17 protein-coding genes and 1 pseudogene are annotated in these 25,015 nt (G+C 39.1%); 11 read left to right on the top strand and 7 right to left on the bottom strand.

Features of this window, described 5'->3' with window-relative positions; genetic code table 11:
- The first annotated feature begins 564 nt into the window (after nucleotides 1-564).
- Entirely contained in the window at nucleotides 565-1,764 is a 1,200-nt protein-coding gene (locus tag MSBRM_RS10185) for a dihydrolipoyl dehydrogenase family protein (RefSeq protein ID WP_230629118.1), read from the top strand.
- A 110-nt stretch (nucleotides 1,765-1,874) separates the two neighbouring features.
- On the opposite strand, the gene MSBRM_RS10180 is transcribed toward MSBRM_RS10185, so the two are convergent.
- On the bottom strand, nucleotides 1,875-4,385 hold the full coding sequence (locus tag MSBRM_RS10180) for a PocR ligand-binding domain-containing protein (RefSeq protein WP_080943699.1): 2,511 nt from the start codon (nucleotides 4,383-4,385) through the stop codon (nucleotides 1,875-1,877).
- 1,052 nt (nucleotides 4,386-5,437) lie between these two features.
- Nucleotides 5,438-5,569, bottom strand: a complete 132-nt coding sequence (locus tag MSBRM_RS21755; RefSeq protein WP_268989039.1) for a hypothetical protein — start codon at nucleotides 5,567-5,569, stop codon at nucleotides 5,438-5,440.
- A gap of 503 nt (nucleotides 5,570-6,072) precedes the next feature.
- On the opposite strand from MSBRM_RS21755, the gene MSBRM_RS10175 reads away from it, so the two are divergent.
- The 6 genes from MSBRM_RS10175 to MSBRM_RS10145 all read left to right on the top strand — a co-directional run bounded on the left by MSBRM_RS10175 (nucleotide 6,073) and on the right by MSBRM_RS10145 (nucleotide 13,971).
- Nucleotides 6,073-7,314, top strand: a complete 1,242-nt coding sequence (locus tag MSBRM_RS10175; protein WP_048155592.1) for a phosphoglycerate kinase — start codon at nucleotides 6,073-6,075, stop codon at nucleotides 7,312-7,314.
- Nucleotides 7,315-7,901: 587 nt separating this feature from the next.
- A complete protein-coding gene (locus MSBRM_RS10170; protein WP_048117216.1) occupies nucleotides 7,902-8,450 on the top strand; it encodes a rubrerythrin family protein in 549 nt (182 codons plus the stop codon).
- Between the two features lie 323 nt (nucleotides 8,451-8,773).
- Nucleotides 8,774-9,790: a type II glyceraldehyde-3-phosphate dehydrogenase gene (locus tag MSBRM_RS10165; RefSeq protein WP_048117217.1), complete on the top strand. Its 1,017-nt coding sequence runs from the start codon at nucleotides 8,774-8,776 to the stop codon at nucleotides 9,788-9,790.
- Between the two features lie 295 nt (nucleotides 9,791-10,085).
- On the top strand, nucleotides 10,086-10,556 hold the full coding sequence (locus MSBRM_RS10160) for a universal stress protein (RefSeq protein ID WP_048117219.1): 471 nt from the start codon (nucleotides 10,086-10,088) through the stop codon (nucleotides 10,554-10,556).
- Between the two features lie 460 nt (nucleotides 10,557-11,016).
- Nucleotides 11,017-11,547, top strand: coding sequence for a metal-dependent hydrolase (locus MSBRM_RS10155; RefSeq protein WP_048117221.1), 531 nt, complete (start codon nucleotides 11,017-11,019; stop codon nucleotides 11,545-11,547).
- A gap of 660 nt (nucleotides 11,548-12,207) precedes the next feature.
- Entirely contained in the window at nucleotides 12,208-13,971 is a 1,764-nt protein-coding gene (locus tag MSBRM_RS10145) for a bifunctional metallophosphatase/5'-nucleotidase (RefSeq protein WP_218104529.1), read from the top strand.
- Nucleotides 13,972-14,010: 39 nt separating this feature from the next.
- On the opposite strand, the gene MSBRM_RS20360 is transcribed toward MSBRM_RS10145, so the two are convergent.
- Nucleotides 14,011-14,187 carry a hypothetical protein gene (locus tag MSBRM_RS20360; RefSeq protein ID WP_155396451.1) on the bottom strand — a complete coding sequence of 59 codons (177 nt, stop codon included), beginning with the start codon at nucleotides 14,185-14,187 and terminating at the stop codon, nucleotides 14,011-14,013.
- Between the two features lie 142 nt (nucleotides 14,188-14,329).
- Entirely contained in the window at nucleotides 14,330-16,411 is a 2,082-nt protein-coding gene (locus tag MSBRM_RS10140) for a M13 family metallopeptidase (RefSeq protein WP_048155586.1), read from the bottom strand.
- A gap of 534 nt (nucleotides 16,412-16,945) precedes the next feature.
- Here MSBRM_RS10140 and tnpC point away from each other — a divergent pair.
- Together tnpC and MSBRM_RS10130 are read left to right on the top strand one after the other, a co-directional pair.
- Nucleotides 16,946-18,355 (top strand): annotated as a pseudogene (tnpC, locus tag MSBRM_RS10135) (IS66 family transposase); the annotation flags it as partial.
- Nucleotides 18,356-19,001: 646 nt separating this feature from the next.
- Nucleotides 19,002-19,253, top strand: coding sequence for a hypothetical protein (locus tag MSBRM_RS10130; RefSeq protein WP_048117230.1), 252 nt, complete (start codon nucleotides 19,002-19,004; stop codon nucleotides 19,251-19,253).
- 34 nt (nucleotides 19,254-19,287) lie between these two features.
- Here the strand turns inward: MSBRM_RS10130 and MSBRM_RS20355 are convergent, their stop codons facing one another.
- From MSBRM_RS20355 to MSBRM_RS10120, 3 genes are all read right to left on the bottom strand, one after another.
- A complete protein-coding gene (locus tag MSBRM_RS20355) occupies nucleotides 19,288-19,440 on the bottom strand; it encodes a hypothetical protein (RefSeq protein WP_155396452.1) in 153 nt (50 codons plus the stop codon).
- A 428-nt stretch (nucleotides 19,441-19,868) separates the two neighbouring features.
- Entirely contained in the window at nucleotides 19,869-20,486 is a 618-nt protein-coding gene (locus tag MSBRM_RS10125; protein WP_048122793.1) for a hypothetical protein, read from the bottom strand.
- 807 nt (nucleotides 20,487-21,293) lie between these two features.
- The gene (locus MSBRM_RS10120; protein WP_048155583.1) at nucleotides 21,294-22,190 is read right to left on the bottom strand and encodes a Vms1/Ankzf1 family peptidyl-tRNA hydrolase; all 897 of its coding nucleotides are present in this window, start codon (nucleotides 22,188-22,190) and stop codon (nucleotides 21,294-21,296) included.
- A gap of 485 nt (nucleotides 22,191-22,675) precedes the next feature.
- Here MSBRM_RS10120 and coaBC point away from each other — a divergent pair, with 485 nt between their 5' ends.
- The gene (coaBC, locus tag MSBRM_RS10115) at nucleotides 22,676-23,935 is read left to right on the top strand and encodes a bifunctional phosphopantothenoylcysteine decarboxylase/phosphopantothenate--cysteine ligase CoaBC (protein ID WP_048117236.1); all 1,260 of its coding nucleotides are present in this window, start codon (nucleotides 22,676-22,678) and stop codon (nucleotides 23,933-23,935) included.
- Between the two features lie 120 nt (nucleotides 23,936-24,055).
- Nucleotides 24,056-24,958, top strand: coding sequence for a pantoate kinase (locus MSBRM_RS10110; RefSeq protein ID WP_048117239.1), 903 nt, complete (start codon nucleotides 24,056-24,058; stop codon nucleotides 24,956-24,958).
- Nucleotides 24,959-25,015 lie beyond the last annotated feature (57 nt).

The following is a 25,015-nucleotide window of genomic DNA, read 5'->3' as shown; positions in this document are numbered from 1 at the left end:
CTTGCTCAATCCAGTAATTATCCTGAAATTAGATAAACAACCTTACTTTTCCCCGGGGGAGACTTCCGCGTTAAGATGGTAAAAAGAGTATTTACTTCTTCCAGGGAAATCCAAGGGCGCACAGGGCTTTGATTTTCACTCCTTGCTCTATTTTTGTCATGAATATTCTATAAACCTGTTTTATTTTAAATCATTAGAGTTTTCAGGATCTCTTTTCAGATCAGATACGAGATTTACTGTTTCAGATACGAGATTCATAAATCAAATATTGAGTTTCGGGAAAGCTTGTTAATTAACCATCTTTTAATATAATAAATTCAATATAAATTTGCATAGAGGATAGCTTTTTACTATTTTTTTCGGAAAGCACGTGGACTAGGAGAAGAGAGAACATAGAAGACGGGGGACATTATGGAAAAGAACTATAATATTGTAATTATTGGAACTGGAACCTCGGGCAGAACTTTTGCAGATAATGTGGCACATTCAGGATTAAAAACAGCAATTATTGACTCGAAAGAGTAGGGAGGAATATCTCCTCCCAGAGGCTGTGATACTAAAAAAATGTTTACGGATCTCGCCGAGATAATTGATTCAAACAATCGATTGATAGGTAAAGGTATGGGGACAAATCGTTCTATAAAGATTAACTGGTCTTCTCTTCTCGAATTCAAGAAGAAAGCTACTGAAGAATGTCCTGGAAGAATTGAGAGCTATTTTGTTGAAATGGGAATCAATACATACCACGGGAAAACTTATTTTGAAAATCAAAACACAGTAGTTGTTGGAGAAGACAAACTTAAAGGGGAACATATTTTTCTTGCTACAGGTTCAAAGCTTAGAAAACTCAACATTTCCGGAGAAGAGTATGTTACCACAAGTGAAGAGTTTATGAAGACCGAAAAGCTCCCTGAAAGAATTATCTTCATCGGAGACTGTCATATCTCCTTGGAGTTCGCTCATGTTGCACGAAGAGCCATGTCGGAGGTTACAATTCTGCACAGAAGTGAAAGGCTCCTGAGGCACTCTGATGCTGACATGGTAGATTTGCTTATTAAAGAGACCGAAGCCGCAGGAATTAAGATTCTTATGAATAAACCAGTAGACTCGATCGAAAAAGATGCTAATGGTTTTCTGGTTAGAACTGGATCTAAATCAGGAATCGAGTCAGAAACCCGGAGCTTCCGTGCGGATATGGTAATTCATGGAGCAGGTCGCGTCCCGAAGATAGAGGAGCTTCATCTCGAAAAAGCTGGGATTAAGATTGAAAAGGGAGCTATTGTAGTTGATAAGTACATGAGGACCTCAAACCCTCGAGTCTATGCAGGTGGAGATTGTGTATCAGAAGGTATGAAACTTACTTCTGTAGCAGCTCTTCAAGGAGAAGTTGCAGCAGCTAACATCCTTAATGAGAATAGTGTCGAAGTGGATTATACAGGTATTCCAAGTGTAGTTCATGCAATACCTATCCTGGCTTCAGTAGAAACCAGTAATGCTAAAGACAGTGACAAATATAAAGTGATTTACCAGGACAGAAGCAACTGGTACACAACCCGAAAAGCAGGAATGGAGTTTGCAGCTTCAAAAGTAATTATTGATGAAACAAATGACCGTATAGTGGAAGCTTATATCCTGGGTCCAAATGCTGAAGAAGCTATCAATATTTTCGCTGCTGTAATACGGCTTGGACTCAAGGCGTCGGACATAAAAAAGCTGGTATTTACCTATCCTACTACATGTTTAGATATTCGCTATATGCTATGAATTCCGACAGGACCCAAACTCAAGAAATCATTGAAATTCGGATACTTAAGTTTACAAAAGATCCAGTTTCGTAAACTGAGCATTGTGTGAAAATTCGATTTTACTATTTTTCAATTTTGTACTGGTACCGCAAATCTTATACAGAATTCAGTTCCAGAATCTCTTTTTAACTCAATTTCACCTTCTAATTGATCTACCAGGGTTTCCACTAACTGTAAGCCAAGAGAATTGGAGTCTTCTAAATTAAACTCATCAGGAACACCAATCCCATTATCCGAGACTGTTAATACGAAATCAGTGCCGTTATAACTTTCTTTTGTATTTCCTTGTTCGTTGTTTACGTGTTTTATAGAGCATTTTTTGTGAAGTTTGATTTGAATTTTCCCGTTATCTCTGCCTAAAAATGCGTACTTAAGGGAATTTGAAACAAGTTCATTAATGATTATTCCCAACGGGACGGCAATATCCATATCGAAGAAAATGTTTTCTTCCAGTTCAATGTTCAGGCTCGTGTTGACATTTCCAAGTTTATAGGTATGGAACAGATTTTCAACAAGCCTTTTAATATACGAAGAGAAGTTTAGTATATCGTTTCCTCTGCCTTCATGCAGCTCTTCGTGGATAAGAGCAATTGACATTACTCTGTCCTGGCTTTCTATGAAAGCGTTAAGAACTTCTTCATTCTCAGCACGTTCTCTGTTTCTGAACTTTTCAGCCTGTAAGTCAAGAAGGGAAGAGATCACTTGCAGATTATTTTTAATTCTATGATGGATTTCTTTTTTTCGGGCATCTTCGGCTTTTGCCAGAAGTTTTTCCGCATTGACTTGCTCAGTAATGTCTCTGCTAATAGCTGAGACAGCCTTCAGCTTTCCAGAAGCGTCAAAAACTGGAGAATAAGTTATTGACACATTTATTAGTCTACCACCTTTTTTTAGCCGTAAAGTTTTGTAACGCTGGATTTTTTCTCCCTGTTTAACTATTTCAATAAACTTTTTTATTTCGCCTTTAAGATTCTCTGGTTCAAGGATTGAGATATTTTTCCCCAGAATCTCTTCAGCCGAATAACCATAAATCTGCTCTGCGGCTTTATTCCAGCTTGCAATAATACCATCTAAGGTCTCAGTTATAATAGCATCATTTGATGATTCCACAACATCGGCTAATGTCCTGATCTTCTCTTCTGTTTTCTTGCTATCTGTAATATCCTGAATAGTTCCTCTCAGAAGAATTGGTTTTTTGTTCTCATCAAAAACAACTTCGCCATGTGAGTGGACTACGCGATCTGTCCCATCAGATGAGACAATCCTGTGATCAATGCTAAAGAACTTTCTATGTAAAGTACTTTTAACAGTGTTATGCACGTAACTTTGATCTTCGGGATGTATAAAGTTAAAAAGTTCACTGTACTTATGAACCACTTTTTGGGGAACACACCCAAAAATACGACACATCTCATCAGACCAGTACATTTCATTAGTTGCAAGATTCCAATCCCAATTTCCAATATGAGCTATTTTTTGGGCTTCAGAAAGCCTTCTCTTTTCTTCCATCAATGATTCATAAGCCTTTTCAAGTTCATCTGTACGTTCTTTAACTTTTGCTTCTAAGCTATCATGCGCTCTTTTAAGATCTTGTTCTGCTTTTTTGCGCTTAGTTATATCCTGCGTTATACCGAAGCCGCCAATAATCTCTCCATTTTTGTCGAATTCAAAATATGCCTTCTTACGAATCCACTTAACCTTACCGTCTACGATAATCCGATGTTCTATACTATATGGTTCACCCTTTAATTGCGCTATCCATTCTTTCTTGACATATTTTCTGTCATCCGGATGGACTTTAGAAAAGAAGGTTTCATAAGTCAAGTGAGTGTCTTTTGGGATACCAAAGATACGGTAATTTTCATCAGACCATGTTAATTCTTTTTTACGTACGTCCAGACGCCAGCTTCCTAAATTACCAACCGCTTGAGCGTGATCGAGATCTTCCTTATTTTTCTTTAGCTCATCCACAAGGATATCACGTTCCTCCAATGCTTGAGAAAGCTTGAAGTTACTGTGACTTAGTTGTGAGATCATGTTGGCAAGTTTCATAAGGAAGGACATATTTTTGTTCACAGTTTCTCTGCTTAACCGTGGAACTTTTTCGAGCGCCTTTATATATTCCTCTTCATTGAAGCCATATTTTCTAGCCTGGGATCGGAAAAGTTCATAGTCCAAAGTCTCATCTTCAAAAAAGAAATGTCCTGAGAATATATTGGCGATATGTTGTCCTTCCACGATCAGGCCCGTCACAAAATTCCACATATTATTCTTACACTTATAAAGTTTAAACTCTCCAGGAGCAACACCCAGTGATAGCTGTGTATCGCTTTCTATGCAGTGCTTGCAGGTCTCTGGATGGGCTCTGTGGAATCTTGTGCATATATCCGGCCATCCAACGCTCATAAGGACATTGCCTTTGAGGTCAATAATGGATATGGTGATGTAAGTAAGTTGAGATAAGTCATTCATAAGAGACTTGAGCGCTGGAACATCAAGAATATCAGCTAACTCAAGGCTCGCAGCACTGAGCACAGGATTCAAGTTTGTTGCCTTTAATTGCTCCAGGTCTATTGTCATAATTCCTTCAGACTCCTCTCCTTGACGTCGACAACCTAACTTAGTATGTCACTATGACCGCTCACAAGCGAGAGTATCTCTTTAATCTAAAAAAAATATCTAATGCATAAAAATTAAATGATTTCTCAGTATAACAATATTACTAAATTTAAAAAATAGTAGATAAAGATATTTATTAATTGAACACATGCTTGAAAATATATACATTGTTTTTTTAAATTATAGAACCTTGAGCTTGAGAGTCACTTAAATATCGTAAACCACACTTCTTCACAAATTATGTAGTATTCATGCCGTCAAAACAAAACATTACAAGGTATTTTTTATTTACAAAATAGTTTATTATTATAATTAAACAAATAAAATAATTAAGTATATTTAGTGTTTATGATATTTAAATATGTGATTATATGGTGCCAGTGTGTTGGTTAATGGCATAAACATATTCAAGCATAATAAGTTAAGGTAAGTTTTACGAAAGCAATAAATCGAATCCTCAAAGCAATTATATGTTAATCTGTGAATATCACTACAATAATCCCTAAAGAGGTGAATTGATTATGGAAAAGTTAGTTAAAGTTATTACATATTTTATAGTACTGTGCCTTGTAATTTTTATTATCGGTCTTATACTTCTAGGCAGATAATGTATTAAATCCTATTTTGCGACAAAACCAGACCGAAGAACATAGTACATATATAAGCAAACTTTTGGAAACAGAGATTCTTCTTTAAAATTTGTTTTCAATTATGGGGAAAGGAACAAGTTATTGTTTAGTTACAACTTACCTCTTGAGAAGTTAGATCAAATTTATGCGGTTCTTCGCACATCCTTTATAGTATACCTAGAGCCTATCCCAAAAACCATTTAGTCCTCAATCATCAAGAATTTTCAGGATTGTTTTCATGATCAGAAACTTGATTGATTATTCAAAATACATGATTCAGAGAAGCAATTTTGAGTTTTGGGATCAGCTCCTATTGTCCCAGTAGACTATATTCCATTGCTTTGAGATTCCGAAAATGGTTTTGTAAGTTATCCATTCAGAAATTTAAACAGTAGTCGCAATCTGAAGAACCAAAGAAGCTCCTTTCTGGATCTCTTTAAGTATCAATTTCTTTGTTTCCAAGAGGTTAAAACTCAACACCGAAGGATCAATTCTGAAACTATTTTCTTCGGTCATATACACAACACAGTCATAATTAATATTATAAGATAATGGATTATAAACAATCAAGTTTCAAATAATAGTTTTTTTCTTTAAACCAAAAAGGCTTTTATTCTCTAAATCCAAATGCAAAATAGATTAAGGCTTACGCAACGAACTGAAAACAATAGCATGAAATCGCAAAATCTCTAAGTTAATGTATTTGTGACAGGTTGGGGGATTTGTCGCAAATCTATGGCAGTTTTTGGCTTGATAATATTAGAAAAACCTTAGATGGCCTTCAATGGTAAGACCGGCAAAATTGAGTAAATATACCTCACTATAGTGTTTTATCGTGAGTAAATACTTGAGGTTTTTCTGGACGTATAGAATTATTACGGGGAACCTCTGCGAGTTATAATTAGATCTGGTCATCTAGAATATTTTTAAGATAATATCTCTGGCTAAACTAATCAGAGAAAAAAGTGCATTGAATTGAAAGTTAGAACTTTACACTCATGTGAATGGGGGGTACTATAATGTCTCAGGAAACAACTGGAATGAATTATTTGACGATGAGTGATGTCGTACTGGACGATAAAAGAGTACTTGTAAGGGTGGACTTTAACTCACCCATGGATGACAATGGAAACATACTGGACGACAAGAAAATTAAGAGTCATTTGCCTACGTTGCAGTCCCTGGAGCACTCAAAAGTGGTTCTGCTGTCTCATCAGGGTCGACCAGGAGATGAAGACTATACCCCCCTGGAAGCCCATGCAAAGCTGGCAACAGAGCTTTTGGGTCGAGAAGTAACCTACGAGGATGATATATTCAGCTCCTGCGCAAGGAATGCTATAAAATCCCTTGACCAGGGAGAGGTCCTGCTCCTTGAAAACACGCGCTTCAATGCTGAGGAGATCATGAACCGCCCTCCAGATAAACAGGCTAAAAGCCAGATGGTCAAGAAGTTGTATCCACTATTTGACCTCTTTATAAACGATGCTTTTTCAGTTTCTCATAGATCTCAGTGTTCTGTGGTAGGGTTTACAGAGGTCTTGCCTAGCGTTGCTGGCATGCTTATGGACAAGGAAATTACAGGTTTAGATAAAGCCTTGAAATGTCATGAGCATCCAGCAATCTTTGTATTGGGAGGAGCGAAAGCAAACGACTCCATAAAGGCAATTTCTACTATTCTCAAGCGGGATGGAGCTGATAAGATCCTTACCACCGGGGTAGTAGCTACGATATTTATGATGGCAATGAACATTGATGTAAGCGAAGTCAACAGGAAATTCATTGAAAATAAAAAATACATTGACCAGATTTCGATTGCTTCCAGGCTACTCAAGGAGTACTCAGGCAAGATCATCGTACCTCAGGATGTAGCGTTAAACAATGGTGGAGAACGTCAAGAAGTCGAAGTGGACAAGATTAAAAAAGGAAATCTTCCAATAGCTGATATTGGCCGCGAGACCATCGAAAATTATTCCAAATATCTTAAGGAAGCAAAGCTATGTGTTTTTCATGGTCCAACCGGTATTTTCGAGTTAGATAAGTTCAGGCTTGGCACGGATGAACTTCTTAAGGCTGCAACTCAAGCAAGCTATTCTGTCGCAGGAGGAGGGCATACCTTAGATGCTATAGATCAACTCGGCCTGGGATCTAAATTTTCCCATATAAGCATGGGTGGAGGTGCAAGTATAACCTATCTTTCTGGTGAGCCCTTGCCAGGAATCACGGCTCTGAAAAACAATACATTCAGGTACCATAAAGGTTAAAGGGTTCATACAAGCTGTCTTTTATATGTACGATTCAAGACCTTGAAGTGCAAAGAAAACATGAACTCTATCAAAGCATAGAAAAGTCAATTATATCTTTCAAATATCTGTCAATTCAAGCACGCCAATTCAAGTAGTTTGAAATTTTATGCCATTATTTCTGAATTCAACTGTGTGACTCAAACTTAAATTTCCTCAAAGAACTCCTTTGGTTACTTACTTTATTTCTTCAAAGAACTCCTTTGGTTACTTACTTTATTTCTTTAAAGAACTCCTTTGGTTACTTACTTTATTTCTTTAAAGAACTCCTTTGGTTACTTACTTTATTTCTTTAAAGAACTCCTTGATTACTTACTTTTTAGACAATTAATTGATGCAAAAGGCTTTGTATTCTATGACATTTTATTTATTTATATCCAAATGCAAATGACTCAGTGCCTACGCGGTAAACTGAAATAAATAGCATGAGATATTTAAATTTTTTAATTATTGTATTGCAATAGTTTGCTCATGCTTTTTTGCTCTAAAATATACAAGTCCTAAAGACACGAGATTATTAAACTTATTGAAAGGGGGGGCGGCTTTAAATGAAAATGATGACACAGCAGAATCTCATCAATGCGTTTGGGGGAGAAAGTCAAGCATATATGAGGTATGTGCATTTTGCAAATCAAGCAGAGATAGAAAAACTTAGCAATGTGGCTCGGTTGTTTCGTGCAATCGCTCATGCGGAATATGTACATGCAGGAGACCATTATAAGGAGTTAAAACACCTCGAGGGGGGATTTGTCGCAAATAGTATGGCAGTTTTTGGACCGGGTGATACCAGGAAAAACCTTAAGCTGGCCATTGCTGGTGAGACATATGAGATAGAGGAAATGTATCCTGCATATATTGAAGTCGCAAAATTCCAGAAAGAAAAAAGTGCACAAAGAAGTTTTGAATGGTCCTGGGGTACTGAAAAAATGCATAAGATGATTTATGAAAAAGCTTTAGAATCGGTGAACTCAGGAAAAGACCCAGAATTAGGTCCTATTCAGGTTTGCGAGGTATGTGGATATACCCTTGAAGGAGATGCACCCGATGTATGTCCCATATGTGGTGCATTGAAAGAAAAATTTACAGCATTTGAATAAGAGCTTATCAGAAAAATCAAAATGACCATTCGAAAAGTTATACTTTGTCTAATACTTTGTCTGCAGGATCGATGCGGTTTGTTACATTATGCCGGTTTTATAAATTGCAGAACATGACACAATATCTTTCAGATAAGATCTGAGAGAGGATCTTAATTAGAATTTTCTGAACTGAACATGGAAGTTAGCAGTTAAACTGTGAACTCGATGTTGTTAACCTTCAACTGCCTGAGAAGCAAATTTGACCTTGCATCTATTGTGCCTGATTTTGGACATTGAGTGTGTAAGTCCTAAGATATGGAAATTAAAAGGATAGGATAACAATGGCTAAAGCAAAAATCGCGGTAAACGGTTACGGAACTATAGGAAAAAGGGTTGCAGACGCCGTTAGGGCTCAGGACGATATGGAAGTTGTCGGAATTTCCAAGACAAAACCGAATTATGAGGCAGCAGTGGCACATAAGCTAGGATATGATATATATGCTCCTGCTGAGAATGTTGAAACTTTTGAGAAAGCAGGAATGCCAGCAGCTGGAAGTATTGAAGAAATGCTGGAAAAAGCTGACCTGGTTGTGGACTGTACTCCAGGGGGAATTGGGGAAAAAAATAAGCCTATGTATGAGAAAATCGGGATAAAGGCAATCTGGCAGGGGGGCGAAAGTCATCCGCTTGCAGGTTTCTCCTTTAATGCGGAGAGTAATTACGAACAGGCTGTAGGCCGTGACCTTGTAAGAGTTGTCTCATGTAATACTACAGCACTTTGCAGGGCTATTTCAACTATAGACAGGGAATTCGGAGTAAATAAGGTGAGGGTAAGTCTCACAAGAAGAGCAGTCGATCCCAATGAAATTAAAAAAGGACCTGTTGATGCAATCGTACTTAACCCGATTAAACTTCCGTCTCACCATGGACCTGATGTACAGAGTGTGCTTCCACACATTAACATAACTACTGCAGCTATAAAAGTCCCGACGACTCTTATGCATGTGCATACTGTAAACATGGAAGTCAATAAGGATTGCACTGCAGAAGACGTTAAGAATATCTTTGGTTCTCAGTCCAGGATTCGTTTAGTAGGGCAGGGGATTACTTCAACAGCCGAGATAATTGAATTTGCGCGGGATATTGGACGCCCCAGACACGATATGTGGGAGCTCTGTATCTGGCCCGAATCCATTACAGTGACTGATAAAGAGCTTTACTTCTTCCATGCTGTCCATCAAGAATCGATTGTAGTTCCGGAAAATGTTGACGCTATAAGAGCTATGATGGAACTTGAAAGCGACGGTGCAAAGTCAATTGAAAAGACGAATAAGGCTATTGGACTGTATAACAAGTAAGGTTGTGGGGATCAAGGTATCTATGGAGATTAAGTTTTTAAGGACTCTGGAGGCTTCTGAAGATTTAATCTGAATCTCTTGAGTCCTATTATTACAATTCAGGAGAGTGTATTTGAAACCCACATTCAGCAGTAAAATTTCATGTTTCATAATTTTTCTTGTTATCGATGGTACATTCTGTATCGATTTATTAAATAAGTTGACCGGCTTTTATATACTCATTTCCTTTGATGATATATAAGTGATCATTGTCCTATAATTTGCATAAAGAACGAAAAGGAAAGGGGAGTTTGGCATGAGAAATACTGTTTTCAGGAATATAATGGTCGCAACCGACGGTTCGGAACGAGTAAGAAAAGCAATTTTTACAGCAGTTGAAGTTGCAAAACTAAGCGAGGCAAAGCTTTATGCTGTACATGTTATCGAACTGGGTGGTTATGATTCATTAATTCAGTCCAGAAGTAAAGAATGGAATGAGGCAATTAAAGACCAGCTCATAGCAGAAGGCAAGGACGCAACAAGTTATGTTGAGAATGTCGGAAGAGCTGCAAACGTTAAGGTCGAATCCGTAATTCTTGAAGGAAACCCTGCAGAAGAAATTGTCGATTTTGCAGAAGAAAACGACATTGGTCTTATCGTTATAGGCACACAAGGAAGAACTGGAGTCCATAGATTTTTGATCGGAAGTGTAGCTGAAAATGTGATTAGACAATCTAATGTAAGAGTACTTGTCGTAAGGGGAGAAGCTATTGAAAAGGGCAAATAATTTTTCTAAAAAAGTACTTGTCGTAAGGGGAGGAGCTATCGAAAAGGGCAAATAATTTTTCTGAAAAATTGTGAGTATGATGAAATAAAATAGACACATCAACTAAAATTATACGTTGTCTTTAGCCTCTTATAAATATGAAAACGAAGTTTCAGCAGACTGCAATCCAGAGTAGGTAAGGAAACTCAGCAGATGAGAGTGCCTGTTCTCACTAAACACACATGAAATTCTTTGAATAACATGCACAGCTAATGAAAGTACTTGTAGATGGCAGTATTTTCATGCTATAATAGTAAAATACATTTTTAGAAATTTATATTTTTTAATAGTTAATACATGAGTCCGCTAAATGATTAGTCTTTATAATTAAATGACACTTCTAAATAAAGTATACGACTTTTTAAAAATTTTTAAAGCCATGGACTATATTTATATATAACTGAAGTCTTGATAATTTGCGATGCTTCTTTTTGGACATATTGGGGTTACATTGGGAGTATTCTTCTTACTTGGGATTTTAATACCCCGGCTAAGGACTATTATAGATCCAAAATACTTAGCCATTGGAGCTCTTCTGCCCGACTTAATCGACAAACCTGTAGGAATGATTATCTTTGCTTCTACCTTTGCAAACGGACGTATCATATGTCATACTCTGTTATTCGTTCTTTCCCTATTCCTGATAGGTTTATACATATATGAAAAGAAAAAAGATATCAAAGTTCTTAGCCTTGCTTCAGGTTCTTTCTTCCATCTTATAGAAGATTATATGTGGACAAATCCCAGAACTTTATTCTGGCCTCTCTTTGGATTCGAATTCCCCAAATATCGGACGGACTTCAATGGAATTGAATACTTGACAAAACTGTTTGAAAAATCGTTTACATTTCATATTTCGCTCTCTTCTGTTCCTGAAATCTTGGGGATTGGAATACTAGTTCTTTTGGTTTTACACTGGTTGATAAAAGAATTTGGACAAAATAAGTTTTAACAATAAAATAGGCTATTAAACTGAAAATAGAAAAGAATCTTCAACTCATCCTGGACTAAGGTATACAGGACGAAGAAAATTCAGAAATAAATTAAAATATAATTTTTTGACTTTTATAGAAATTTATCAGGATAGCTATCATTTTTTATAAAATGTTACTGCTCTTCTAACCTTCAAACTTAATTTTTGCATCTTTTAAGATATAGAAATCGATCATAGCAACCTTTCGAGAAATCATCTTACAAAATACTCTGTAAATTACCTTTACCCTGTAAATTGCCTTTTTTATAAATGTCAAAAAATGGAGAACGTTTAATGAAAATCTGAATGCGGACTTCCTGATCAACAAATATTCTCTTTTTCCAAAGGTTGTCAAAAAAAGATAACTGGCTATGAAGGCTTGCAAAGGTTCACCTATAAACAATTTCATATATAAACATTACAAAATATAAACAATTTTACATATAAATATTTTAAAATACTAAGATGTCCAAAAATTTGTAGTTTCAAGACTTAACACTGTTAGTACAAATTGAGGATGATAAAATTGCGTAGTTAAGCGGTTCAGTCACTCAAGTCCTAATTATATAAAAACTGTAGCACGGAACTATAAGAACCGGTTTTTCGACTCAGATTTTAATGCTTAAAGAGGGATAGATATTGTTAAAAAAGTACAATTGTTTGACAAATAAGCCCAATAGGCACCTTGCCTTTTATTTATGCCTAGTGATACTTGTCTCTCTGGCCTCACTTGGCTGCCTGGAGGCTTCAGGGCCTGAAAAGGGTACATTAGAAGATACGCAGGAAAATACGTCAGAAAATACATTAAAAGTCCAGATCCTGTCCATTAATGACCTCCACGGTCAAATTGAACCGTCCACCGGCAAAGTGGTTACGGGTTATAATGAGACCGGAGCTCCCATATGCGTTGATTCCGGAGGCATGGAGTATCTGGCCACTCACATAAAGGAACTCAGCTCTGAGAACCCCAATACATTTGTGGTATCGGCAGGCGATTCTATGGGTGCCAGCCCGCTTCTCTCAGCCCTGTTCCAGGATGAACCGACAATAAAAGCTCTCAATATGATGGGGCTCGACTTTTCAGCCGTAGGCAACCATGATCTGGACGAGGGAATGGGCGAGCTCATGCGCATTCAGAATGGCAGCTACCAGCCGACAGATGGCAACCTGAGTAACTCCTCCTTTGAAGGAGCACATTTCCAGTTTCTGGCTGCAAATATAGTCAATGAGAGCACAAACGCCACAATATTCCCTGCCTATAACATTACCTACGTCCAGGGAGTTCCAATAGGGTTCATTGGAATTGCCCTAAAAGACACGCCATACATAGTGACTGCTTCCAAAGTGAAAGGGTTCAGGTTCCTGGACGAAGCCACGACCATTAATGAACAGGTCAAAAAGCTGAAGAGTATGGGCGTAAAAACCATAGTGGTGATCATCCATGACGGCGGTTCCCAAGAGGGACTATATAACGAGAGCCTGAACATGAGCGGCCCAATTTTAGATGTCATCAATGCCACCGACGACGAAGTAGATGTTTTCATCACTGGCCATACACATCAGGCTTACAATGCTGTTATTGACGGCCGTCTGGTAACAGAAGCCGGTTCGGCAGGTAATTTACTCACGGATATCGATCTGGTGATAAGCAACGAGACTTGTGATGTGATCGAGGAAAGGTCCAGAAATATCATAGTTTCCAGAGACATTACTGAAGACTCAGGAATAAGCGAGCTGATAGAGGAATATAAATCTCAGGTTGCGCCCCTTGCGGACCGGGTGATCTGTAACATCACAGAGAATATTACAAATACAGCCAGTGATTCAGGTGAATCTGCTCTGGGTGACGTCGTAGCCGATGCTCAGTTATATGCTACTTCTAACTTAAGCAATGGCGGTGCTGTTATAGCTTTCATGAACCCAGGCGGCATTCGCACAGACCTGGTATATGATCAAATTAGCGGTGGGGAACTGCAAGGTCAGGTTACTTATGGAGAGGCCTTCAGTGTCCAGCCTTTTGGAAACGATCTGGTCACAATGACCTTAAACGGCACTCAGATCGACGCTTTGCTGGAACAGCAATTCGACAACCCATCCCTTGGCAGTAAGCGAATATTGCAGGTTTCAAAGGGCTTTAGTTATACCTGGAACGAACGCGCTCCTACGGGCGAGAAAGTCGATATATCCAGTATAAAAATCAATGGAACTTCTATTGATCCGAGCAGCCCTTACCGCGTAACAATGAATGGATTTCTGGCTGATGGAGGAGATAATTTCTCTGTAATGAAAGAAGGGACCGATAGGATGGTAGGATCTCCAGATTTAGATGCCTTTGTCAATTACCTAGAGACCTTTTCTCCTCTGGCTCCCGGATCTGAGAATCGCATAGTTCTGGAAAAATAATGTATAGGGAAGAATATAGAAGAGTGAGATACCCATCCTTCAGTTTTCCCTGCCGGGATATTTTCCAGGATATTTTTTAACTGGCAGCTTCCTTCCCACCCTGAAGAAGGTGTCTGACGACAACTGGCAATCAAAGTTGTGGTAGTGAGCCCCGGTGCCGAGCAACGAGGTATCTGACTGAAATAGATCCAGCAAAGGAACCGGACTGGGAAGCATATCTTTTGCCGGGTCCCCACAGGTTCACTGCATAACTTCAAAGCAGAGTAGAGCTGCCAACAGGTACTATCATTCAGGGTTCATGACTATTCATAGGTGCTGTATTTCATCTTCAGAAACGAAAAGGCTTCCAGCGATAATTTTACCATATCACTGGCCTCTCACTTCCTGGTCTGTAGAGTTTATCCGAGGGCTTTACGTTTGGGAACGCCCTGTAAAACTCAGGCACGTTGAAAACCACTCCATTGACCCTGAACCTGGCTGGTGAATGAGTATCAGTCAGTGCTAACGTCCTTAGTGATTCGTCTGTGTCCGACTCCCTCCACACCTGGGTGAAGCTTAAAAAGAACCTCTGGTCTCCAGTGAATCCATCAATCATTTCCGGCTCCTCTTTCAATGAGAGCTTATAAGCGTGGTAGGCCACGGTCAATCCGCCAAAATCTGCTACGTTCTCAGGCAGAGTCAGGTTGCCGTTGACGTACAGGCCAGGCAAAATCTCGAACCTGTTATACTCGTCCACCAGAACCTCCGTGCTTTTGTTGAAGTTATCGGCATCTTCTGGTGTCCACCAATCCGTCAAATTTCCACTTGCATCGAACTTTCTGCCCTGGCTATCGAAATGGTGAGTCATCTCGTGTCCTATAATTGCACCTATGGCACCATAATTAACAGCGTCATCGGCATCCTTATTGAAGAAAGGAGGCTGAAGAATGCCTGCCGGGAAAACTATAATTATTTTATTGTAATCCGCATAGGCGTTAGTCTCCTGGGGATTCATCTCCCACAGCTTGCGATTTACAGGCTGACCTATTCTATCCAGACCGCTGGGTCCATGATGAAACTTGAATTTAGAAGCTCTGAGGACATTCATAACATATGAATCGTTTTTAAATTCAAGCTCTGAATAGTTCAGCCATTCATCTGGATAACCTACCTGTACATCCAGAACTTCAAGCTTTTTGAGAGCTTCTTTTTTGGTTTCAGACTCCATCCATGCCAGGTTTTGAATTCTCTCTCCGAAGGCCTTCTTCAGGTTGAATACCATATCCTGCATCCTGGCCCTGGAACCTTGGTCAAAATATCTATCTACATAGACGTGTCCTACGGCCTCGCCCATAGCCTCATTTTCCGCTTCAATAACCCTCTTCCACCTGGGCTTCATTTCTTGCTGACCATTGAGTTTTCTTCCATAAAAATCAAAGTGTTCCTCTTCTACGTCGGAGCTTAGGTAAGGTGACGTCCCTAAAATCAGCTTCCAGCGCAGGAAGGTCTTCCAATCAGCTATGTTCTCTTCCTGAAGGGCGCTGCTTAACTCTTTAAAGAAGGAAGGATTTCTGACGTTGACCTCGGCTACGTCCGGATAACCCAGAGAGACGAAGAGACAAGACCAGTTAATGCCTGGTGCAAAGGCCTGAAGCTCCTCAAGGCTCATCTTGTTATACGTTTTGACCTCATCGCGGTCTTCTACATTGGTAAAGGATGCATTGGCCAGCCGGGTCTCTATCCTCATCACAGTCCTGGCATTATTCTCAGCGACCTCTGGACTATCGCCAAGGAAGACAAACATCCTGGTAACATGAGTCAAATACTGTTCTCTGATTTTGATAGATTCATTGTCCTGTCTGAAATAGAAATCTCTATCCGGAAGGCCTAGCCCTCCCTGAGTAAGGGTAGCAATCATGATCTTGCTGTTCTTCTTGTCAGGTGCAGCATACATTGAAAAGAAAGGGTCCAGGCCGTACTCCATCATTTGTGTTGAGACTGACTGAAGATCGGAAGCACTGGAGGTATTGTCTATCATCTTCAGTTTGCCTTTGATTGGATCAAGATGCTGCTTTTCCAGAGTGAAATTATCCATTCCCATGCTGTAGAATGTGCCAATCTTCTGCTCGAGACTTCCATCAGGAACTGAGGTATTACTGGCTGCACTCTCCAAAATTCCGTTGACACGGTCATAAGTCCTGTCTTCTACTATTGCAAACTCTCCGTATCTGGACTTATCCATGGGTACAGGATGACTTTTTATCCAGTCTCCCTCAGCATATTCATAGAAGTCGTCTCCAGGTTTCACTGAGAGATTCATACTTTCGGGGTCGAAAGCTTTTTCCTTTTCTGAAGTGCTTGTGCTACTCAAAGTTTCGGAAGAACCCAAAGCTACAATCGTTAAAGCGTTAACCAGTACGATGCCAAAAGCGAACAGATTTATTACTCCCTTCTTCTCCATGTCCCCTCAACTCCTATCCTCAATTCCTATGGATTCTAATATTCCTATGGATTTTAATCCTGAAAGTACAGTTGCAAAAAAGGCTTATTTGAACTTTGTAGGAATCCTTAATCTTGCAGTTAGGATACATATTTAGAGTACAAAATCACACAGAATAGACGTTGTGATCAAGTTAATTACAAAACCTGCTTAGATACTGCTTTTTAACTGTAAGCTCACTATACCGCAACACATCCACAAGTCTTATTGCTCCCGTATAGAACATAATTATTCCCAGAATTATTTTAAACTACTTATACTAAAACTAGCCTTAATCCCAAATATAATGATTTTCTGAGTTCTTAAATTGAAAACATTGAAAATTATTAGAAAAACTTCATCTCAACTAAAAACAACAAGACGACGTATTTATAAACAAAGAATGATAATAGTAACTATTCAGGTATCCTTGTTAAGGCTACACAATTTTTCCTCGTACCTAGGAAAAATTGGATATAAAATGAGTTCTTTTTCTCCTTGATGAAACGCGAATAGATTCTTGCTCTATGTGCTTCAAGCCCTGAAGTTATTGCTTATATTATAAGTCTTGAGTCTCAAATTAAAGACCTCACTGAAAGATTGCAAGTTTTAGAATCTCGCTTAAATCAAAACAGTAGAAACAGCAGTAAACCTCCTTCTACTGACTATTTTTCCAAAGTAAAACCTAATCCCAAGAGTCTGCGTAAAAAGAGTGGTAAGAAACCTGGAGGTCAAGAAGGTCATTCAGGCACAACTCTTGAAATGGTTGATAATCCTGTGTAGATAATTGAACATTCTTTGAGTTACTGCAAAGAGTGTGGACATATTCTTGAGGATATTGAAGCTGAAGCTTATGAGAAAAGACAGATTTTTGATATTCCACCTGTAAATCTTACTGTTACGGAACATCGAAGTCAGATAAAAACCTGTACTAACTGTGGAAGATTAAATAAAGCTGATTTTCCAGAATCCGTAAAATATCCGGTTCAATATGGCCCTAATATTTCGTCCTCTGCAATTTACTTTAAAAATCACCATTTCATTCCTTACGAAAGGATTTCTGAATTGTTTCATGATGTAATGGGGATAAAAATCTGTTCTGCTACTATTATTAAAGCAGAAAGAGAATGTTTCCAGAATCTTGAAGAATTTGAAACCATAATTTGAGAAAAGGTACTAGCTTCTCCTGTTATCCATTGTGATGAAACTGGAATGAAAGTTCAAGGAAAAAGACATTGGCTTCATGTAGCTTCTACTGACAAATACACATGTTATTTTACTCATCCAAAAAGAGGATCAGAAGCTATTGATGCTATGGGAATTCTTCCCGAGTTTAAAGGGGTAGCAGTTCCTGATGGATGGAAACCTTACAACGGTTATAATTGTGATCATGCTCTTTGCAATGCTCATCTCCAAAGAGAACTTATTGGAATTGAGGAGAATTATAAACAGCAATGGACTAAAGATATGAATGAGCTGTTATCTGAAATGAAAAAGTATACTGATGAGTGTAAAGAGCAGGTTAAATATCTGGATTTTGAACAGGTTAAGGCATTAGAAAAGATGTTCAATGCTGTAATCGTGAAAGGAATTGAAGAAAATCCACCTTCTCTAAATCCTAAGAGACAAGGAAAACGTGGTATGCATCCAAAAACCAAAGCAAGGAATCTGCTTGATAGGTTTATAGAACATAAAGACAAGATCCTGAGCTTCCTGACAGACTTGAAAGTTCCGTTTGAGAATAATCAGGCAGAAAGAGATGTCAGGATGATGAAGCTACAGCAGAAAATATCAGGAACTTTCAAAACTGAACGAGGAGCGGAAGCTTTCTGCAGAATTAGAGCATATATTTCCACAATAAGAAAGAATGGTTTACCTGTTTTAGAGAGTATTCTCGCGGCGCTCAAAGGAGCGCCGCTAAATATAACTCTGAATAGTTACAAATTTACTCCATTTTCATCAGGCGTTGCCCCAAGAGGATGGGGATACCCTCTCTCGATAACATAGTGATACTTCTTTAAAGTCTTTTTGTAATCCGTGTATACTTCTCCTAACATTTTTTGGCTCTAGAAGCATGCCTGAAGTTCTGCAAATTGGAACTCAGATCAAACTATAACTCTGATAATCAAGTTTTATACCTGAAGTTTTGCAAACTATAACTCTGATAATCAAGTTTTATACCTGAAGTTTTGCAAACTGTAACTCAGATCAAACTGTAACTCCGATAATCAAGTTTTTCAGTCATTGACAAATTACCTGCTAACCTGTTTGCTTTATTTTTCTTCTTTTTAGCAAATAATTTTTGCTGTCTTTATCCATTCAGGCCCGCGAATAGAATCATTTTACGAAATTTTCTTTTCCAGATTCAGTGGAAGCGCGATAACTATTATTAAATCCAAAAGAGTATTCTCTTTATGTCCAAACAGCAGAGAGATTCGGCAACCGGCTATTTTCTAAAATAGCTGACGATATTGAAAATAAACGCTTTAAAAAGGCCTTTGAAGGTCTGGATAAAGCGGAAATAATCGCAAAGAAGATAAAACACCCTGCTATTTCATACCATGTCTTTTCTATGAGAGGGCTCGCTGAAGCCGAAAACGGTGAACCGGAATTAGCTCTTGGGTCTTACATTCCGGCTCTGAGAATCATAGGGAAACTGTTTTCTGAAGAACCTGCAAAAAAAGAATATCAATTGTTTGTAGACAATACTACTGCAGGAATAGGAAAAGCTCGTATTGACCTGAATGATGAAGAAAAAGCGACAAAATATATCGAAGCTGTAAGGCCCCACATTGAAAGGAACCTTCAGACATCAGGTTGGTAAAATCAGCTCTCTCCAAAAAGAACTGGAATATCAGTCACATTTTGTTTTTTGTCTCTTCATCAATTATCTGGTAAATCTCTTCAACTAAAGCAGCTTTTTCTTTAGAAGGCAAACCATCGTAAATATTTACATCCAATCTGGTAAGCTCAATTCCATATGATATTACTGGATTTACCAAGTTCTTCAAGGGTAGAATTCCAGCTTTCCTTTTGATCTTTAGTTTCCTGTACAGAAAGTTTGCCGTATCTGGTAATTACAGTATTCCCTTATATATGACTAAAAAAGACTAAAAAATAGTGATGATAACTTTATGGTTAAATACAGGATGAGAGCTTCTATTAAAGCTGCAATGATTACTGCTATAAAAGTAGATAAATTAAGTTCAATCAAGTTTATATAATTCAAAAGAAAAAAAAAGGTAAAGCAAAAGATAAACAACTTTATATTTCTTGATTTTTTCATCATAATAAATTCACATCCACATTAATAAATTCTCAGCATAGAAAAATTCATTTTTACCAGTCCCTTATTATTTTTAGTTTCAGGCTAAATCTTAGTTATTCTCTACAATAAAAGTTTCAGAACTATTTCCCATGATCAGAAACCCGATTGATATCAGAATTCAAGATTGAAAGAACGAATTTTGAGTGTTGGATTAAGATTGGTTATAGAATGGTGAGCCTCGTAATTTCCATTTTGGTCGCACGATAAATAAACCTTGACGTAATAGTTCTGAACAGTTAAGCCATTGCCATTGTACTCAAAACCATAATGGAAATTCCCCTGAGCATAAATTTCTGCAGTGCTACTGGAAATTTGATGCGTACCTGTTTCCCAATTAGAAATTTGCCAGAGATTGAAAGGCATATTATGTACGTACCATGAATCATAAAAATAAGGCTGTACAGATTTGTGATTATACTCAAAATATCCTTGTGTGCAAACAGTAAACAATTTCCAGCCAAGCCAATTATATTCACTTACGGAAGATGTTAGAGGAGGTGCATAAAGCGAATCAGTTCCAGAGTGTGGATTAATTTCGCTTTTTGTATTAATTAGTTGAGTATTATTGTTCACTTTTAAGTTATCAATTGAAAAATAACCTCGATCTGTAAAAGTTATGTTTGATCCATCTTTTAGTTGATATGTCCTTGAACTATTTATGCCTGAAGCAGTAGCGTTCTCTGATATTGAAATCTTATCTTTGTTTGCTTTACAATAATTCGCAATCACATCGTCTGTGGATGAGTTTTTTGTATTGGAATTTAGAGCATCAATTAGACCTTGCTCCAGTTCAGAAGGTTTATCACTTACTTTTGATGCTTCCTATGCCATTACAGCCGGTACTAAAGCAATACTCAAGAAAACCATTACTGCAAATATTGCGCCTACTCTAGTTTTACTCATTGCCATTATTTTTTCTCCTGTTTAGCACCCAGGAGGCAGAATAGGCAAGCTTAAATATACACACAGGTAACATGGTCACTACCCCTTAGGACGTGTTTTATGAAGTTTGGATGATACTGGAAATACTCTTGAACTCCATAAACTCCTTTTTATTAATTTATTATATATTCTATGCCCTAATCATCTAACAATACCATTTTCTAACTACTTTTTAATTATGAATTATTACTTGATCTCTGATTGTTGGATGAATTTGCCATAAAATTTATATTTATCCGTATGTGCTCAAACTGCCGCAAGTAAACCCCTATGTTTCAATAAAAAGTTAATGATTCTTATTTGAAAACCGCATATGTTAATTGGTTAACATCTATTCCATGATGTGGTGCAAATATCTGATGGGAAAATCTTCCATAGTTAAAAACGTCAGAGATTTTTAATGCAGTACTGAAGCTATTTAACTGGAATGGGCAAATTCATCTATACATTCATCTGTACATTCATCTGTACTTCATCTGTACATTCATCTGTACATTCATCTGTACATTCATCTGTACATTCATCTGTACATTCATCTCTGCATTCCCGATATTTTTCAGCTATTTTGGAATCTCAAAGAAAAATTTTCTGTGCTCACAATAAATACCTTCTGGAGCTTAAAACCGTTCGGAGGATCTCTTCCCCGCCCGTTTTTTCTAATTTGAGATCAGAAGGCTTTTCTATTATCTCAAGGTTGAGGGGCAGATATCTCTGTATTTCCTTTAAGAGCTGGGCGTCTCCGCTCATAACGATGCAGTCTACGGGGGAGTTTTCTTCGAGGGTTTTATTCAGGACTTCGAAGACTTTGTCCATGTGGTGTGCGATATCTTCTTCCCGAAGGCGTTCGAAGCGGCGCTGACTAAAGCCTCCTTTACTGTGCTTTTCCTTTACGCTACTGCGGATAAGCTCCTCAGTATCGAAAACCTGTGCATCGGGAGTAAAACCTATGAAAGATTCGCCGGCGTGCAGGACAAGGACAAGCATGCGGTAGTCCTTACTTAAGATCTCTTCAAGCACAGAGACCTCAAAACTGTCCCCAAGCTCCCAGGTTGGGAAAGTGATAGGAAAAGGAGGAGCTATAGCTTCACAGACCATGCGGTGAAAATCATAAAAAAGTACAAGGCCGGTCTCAGGCTCAAGCCTGTCAAGAAGGATACGGTTTTCCTCTTCCACGCGCTCAAGAACCTTTTCACTTATCACACCTGAGAGTCGGGTGCCCTGAGGCAGGTAAGCGGTCAGCAGGTCTCCTGCAGTAGTTTGGATGGACTTGAGTTTGGAGAGGTAAGCCTGAACGGCTTGCGGGCTCAGAGTTTCAATTCCCCGAAACTTCAATTTACCCTGAGATTCAGCTCTTATTGTTTCGAGCTCGTGGGAAAGAGTTCGGGTGCGAATACGTTCCTGGTTTAAAAGAGCCTCAGCGTCCTGCCTGTCCGAAACCGCCTGCCTTGCGAGAATTTCTTTTTTTTCAAGCTGGTTTTTTGCACTCTGCAAATCAAGTTCCAGTTTAGCAATCTGTGAATTGAGCTTATCGATTTCAAGTTCGAGTTGCCCTTTTCCTGAAATTTTCCCTAGAAATGTGCTTAAGCCATTTTTCGTAACTTCAGAAGCTTCTTTTTTTGCTTTTTTGTCGTTAATCTATTTCCCTCACACACTGTTAGTTTTAACTCAGATATCGGATTATTTTTAACTCAGATATTGGATTAATAAAATAATAACTCTCTATAAAGTTTATTTATTAATTAATTTTAATCCTTATTATTTCGAAAGTTTTAATAATATCGTATTGAATGTCACTTTGTTTTCAGGATCATTTTCTGAAAAGCAAGCTGATTTAAGAGATTATTGCCCATCTTATAACCTTGTAGATCCCTCCGCTGCCTGAATGAGAACCCAATTGAAAGGCTTTTAAATCCAGACGGGCAGAAGGGTCCTAACCAGGAAAGCCCCGGTCAAAGTGACCGGATTGAGTAGATGAAATGGATAAAGAAAATAAGCAAAAGGCCACTAGGTCCAGAGCCGAAAAGTTCCATCCCACACTCTGGATCCAGGGGCAAAAGAGCTCTTTCCTTGCCGGAAAAACCATAGTTCTTGGTGTTACGGGAAGTATTGGAGCGGTCAGGGTAGTTGAACTTGCAAGAGAGCTGATAAGAAACGGGGCTGAAGTCCATGCTGTTATGACAGAGGCTGCCACGCGTATTCTGCACCCTGATGCCCTGCACTATGCAACGGGAAATCCAGCAATTACCGAACTTGGAGGCAGGGTCGAGCATGTGGAGTTCTGCGGACTTAAAGGCAGGGCCGACCTTCTCCTTATAGCTCCTGCAACCGCAAATACCATAGGAAAAATCGCATGCGGAATAGATGATACTCCTGTTACCTCGTTTGCAACAACTGCCCTTGGCTCTGGTGTGCCTGTGATGGTTGTTCCTGCAATGCATGAATCAATGTTCAGGCATCCGGCTGTTGTTGAGAATCTGGAAAAATTGAAAAGCTGGGGAATCTCTATTGTGGGCCCCAGACTTGAAGAAGGCGTTGCAAAAATTGCGGCAAATGAGGAAATTGTGCTCAAGGTAGAAAGGGCTCTCGGAAACAAAAACCTTGAAAATCGAAAGATAATTATCACAAGTGGCTCTACTGCCGAAAGCCTGGACCCCATCCGAATTATCACGAACCGGGCTTCAGGTAAAACCGGCAGAGAACTCGCCCTTGAAGCTTATCGCAATGGAGCTGATGTAACCCTGGTTCATCGGGATCGGCTTGGGGTTGCAGGAATCAGAGAGATTTTTGTAGAGAGTGCCGCCGACATGACCGATGCTGTACTCTCAGAACTTGAAAAAGAGTACGATGTTCTTATCAGTTCGGCAGCAATTGCAGACTATACAGCCGAGCCTTCTCCCGAAAAGATAAAATCGGGAGGAGAACTTACCTTAAGACTGAAGCCCACCCGCAAATTGATTAAAGAATGCCGTCAAAGGTATCCTGACCTCGTGATTATAGGTTTCAAAGCTGAAACCGAAATTGAAAAAGACGAACTTCTCAGAAGGGCAGCTTCAACCCTTAAAACTTCAAAACTGGACCTGATTGCAGCAAACGACGTCGCGAAAGGCGGAATGGGCACTGAGAAGAATGAATTGTACCTGCTTGGACGGGAAAAAAGCGAACCAAGGCACGTAAGTGGAAATAAGCGCAAACTTGCAGCCTTTATCCTTGAAGAGGTAGCCGATCTGTTAAAGTAAAAAATCTGCTGCAAAGTATCCCAGAGTATTTCACAAAAATCCGGAAGCATTTTGCAAAGTATCCTGCAAAACACGAACGAACTTTGAAAAAATGATTAAAGTGGCAAAAAGGCGTTTTCTATGTATACATATGAGAGTGAAGGAGCAGACATTCAGGCAAAAGCCTATGCTCCGGGACACATCACAGGTTTTTTCCAGATTCACGAGCATGAAAACCCTCATCGTAAGGGTTCTACAGGCTGCGGAATCGTCCTGAATGGAGGCGTAACCACCGAAGTAAAGATCGGGAGATCTGTAGAAAAAACCGAAGTTTTTCTTAATGGAAAAAGAGTTGAAGGCAGAACTACTCGGACTGTCGCAGAGATGATGACTGAACTGCCTGTAAGAATAAAAAGCTGGGCAGAAATCCCAACAGGATGCGGATTTGGAGCTTCAGGTGCAGGAGCTCTCGGGACAGCCTATGCCCTGAACAATGCACTTTCCCTGAATCAGACCATAAAAAGCCTGACTGAATATGCCCATGTGGCTGAGGTCGTCAATTGCAGCGGACTTGGGGATATTGCTGCCCAGTCCAGCGGTGGAGTCGTGATCAGACTGCAGCCTGGCGGGCCCGAATTCGGGCTTGTGGACGGGATCCCGGCTCCCGAAGCCAGGGTTTTCTGTATTGTACTTGGTGAGATTTCTACCGGGTCGGTCCTGAGGGATGAAGCTGCATCCTCAAGAATTAACAGCGCAGGAAAAGAAGCTATGTCCGAGCTGCTTAAAAAGCCCACTCTTGAGAACTTCATGCAGCAGTCAAAAGCGTTTGCCAGTAAAACAGGCCTTATGAGCAGCCGGGCAAAAGATGTGATCGAAGCTGCAAACTCAAATGGTGGGCTAGCTTCTCAGGCAATGCTTGGGGATACGGTTTTCGCAATTGCCCCTTACTCCCAGCAGTTCCGTCTCTACGAAGCCCTCCAGGAATTTGGGGAAGTGCTGGAATACGGCATAAGCACCTGCGTGCCAAGACTGATGAACGAATGAGTTCGAGCAGAACATATTTTGAATGTGCCAGGAAAATAAAAAAATACTTGCAGAAAA

Origin of the sequence: Methanosarcina barkeri MS (genome assembly GCF_000970025.1) — an archaeon.
In the GTDB taxonomy this organism is placed as follows: Archaea; Halobacteriota; Methanosarcinia; order Methanosarcinales; family Methanosarcinaceae; genus Methanosarcina; species Methanosarcina barkeri.
Note: the sequence above shows the minus strand (reverse complement) of the source record. Positions and strands in the feature narration are given on the sequence as shown.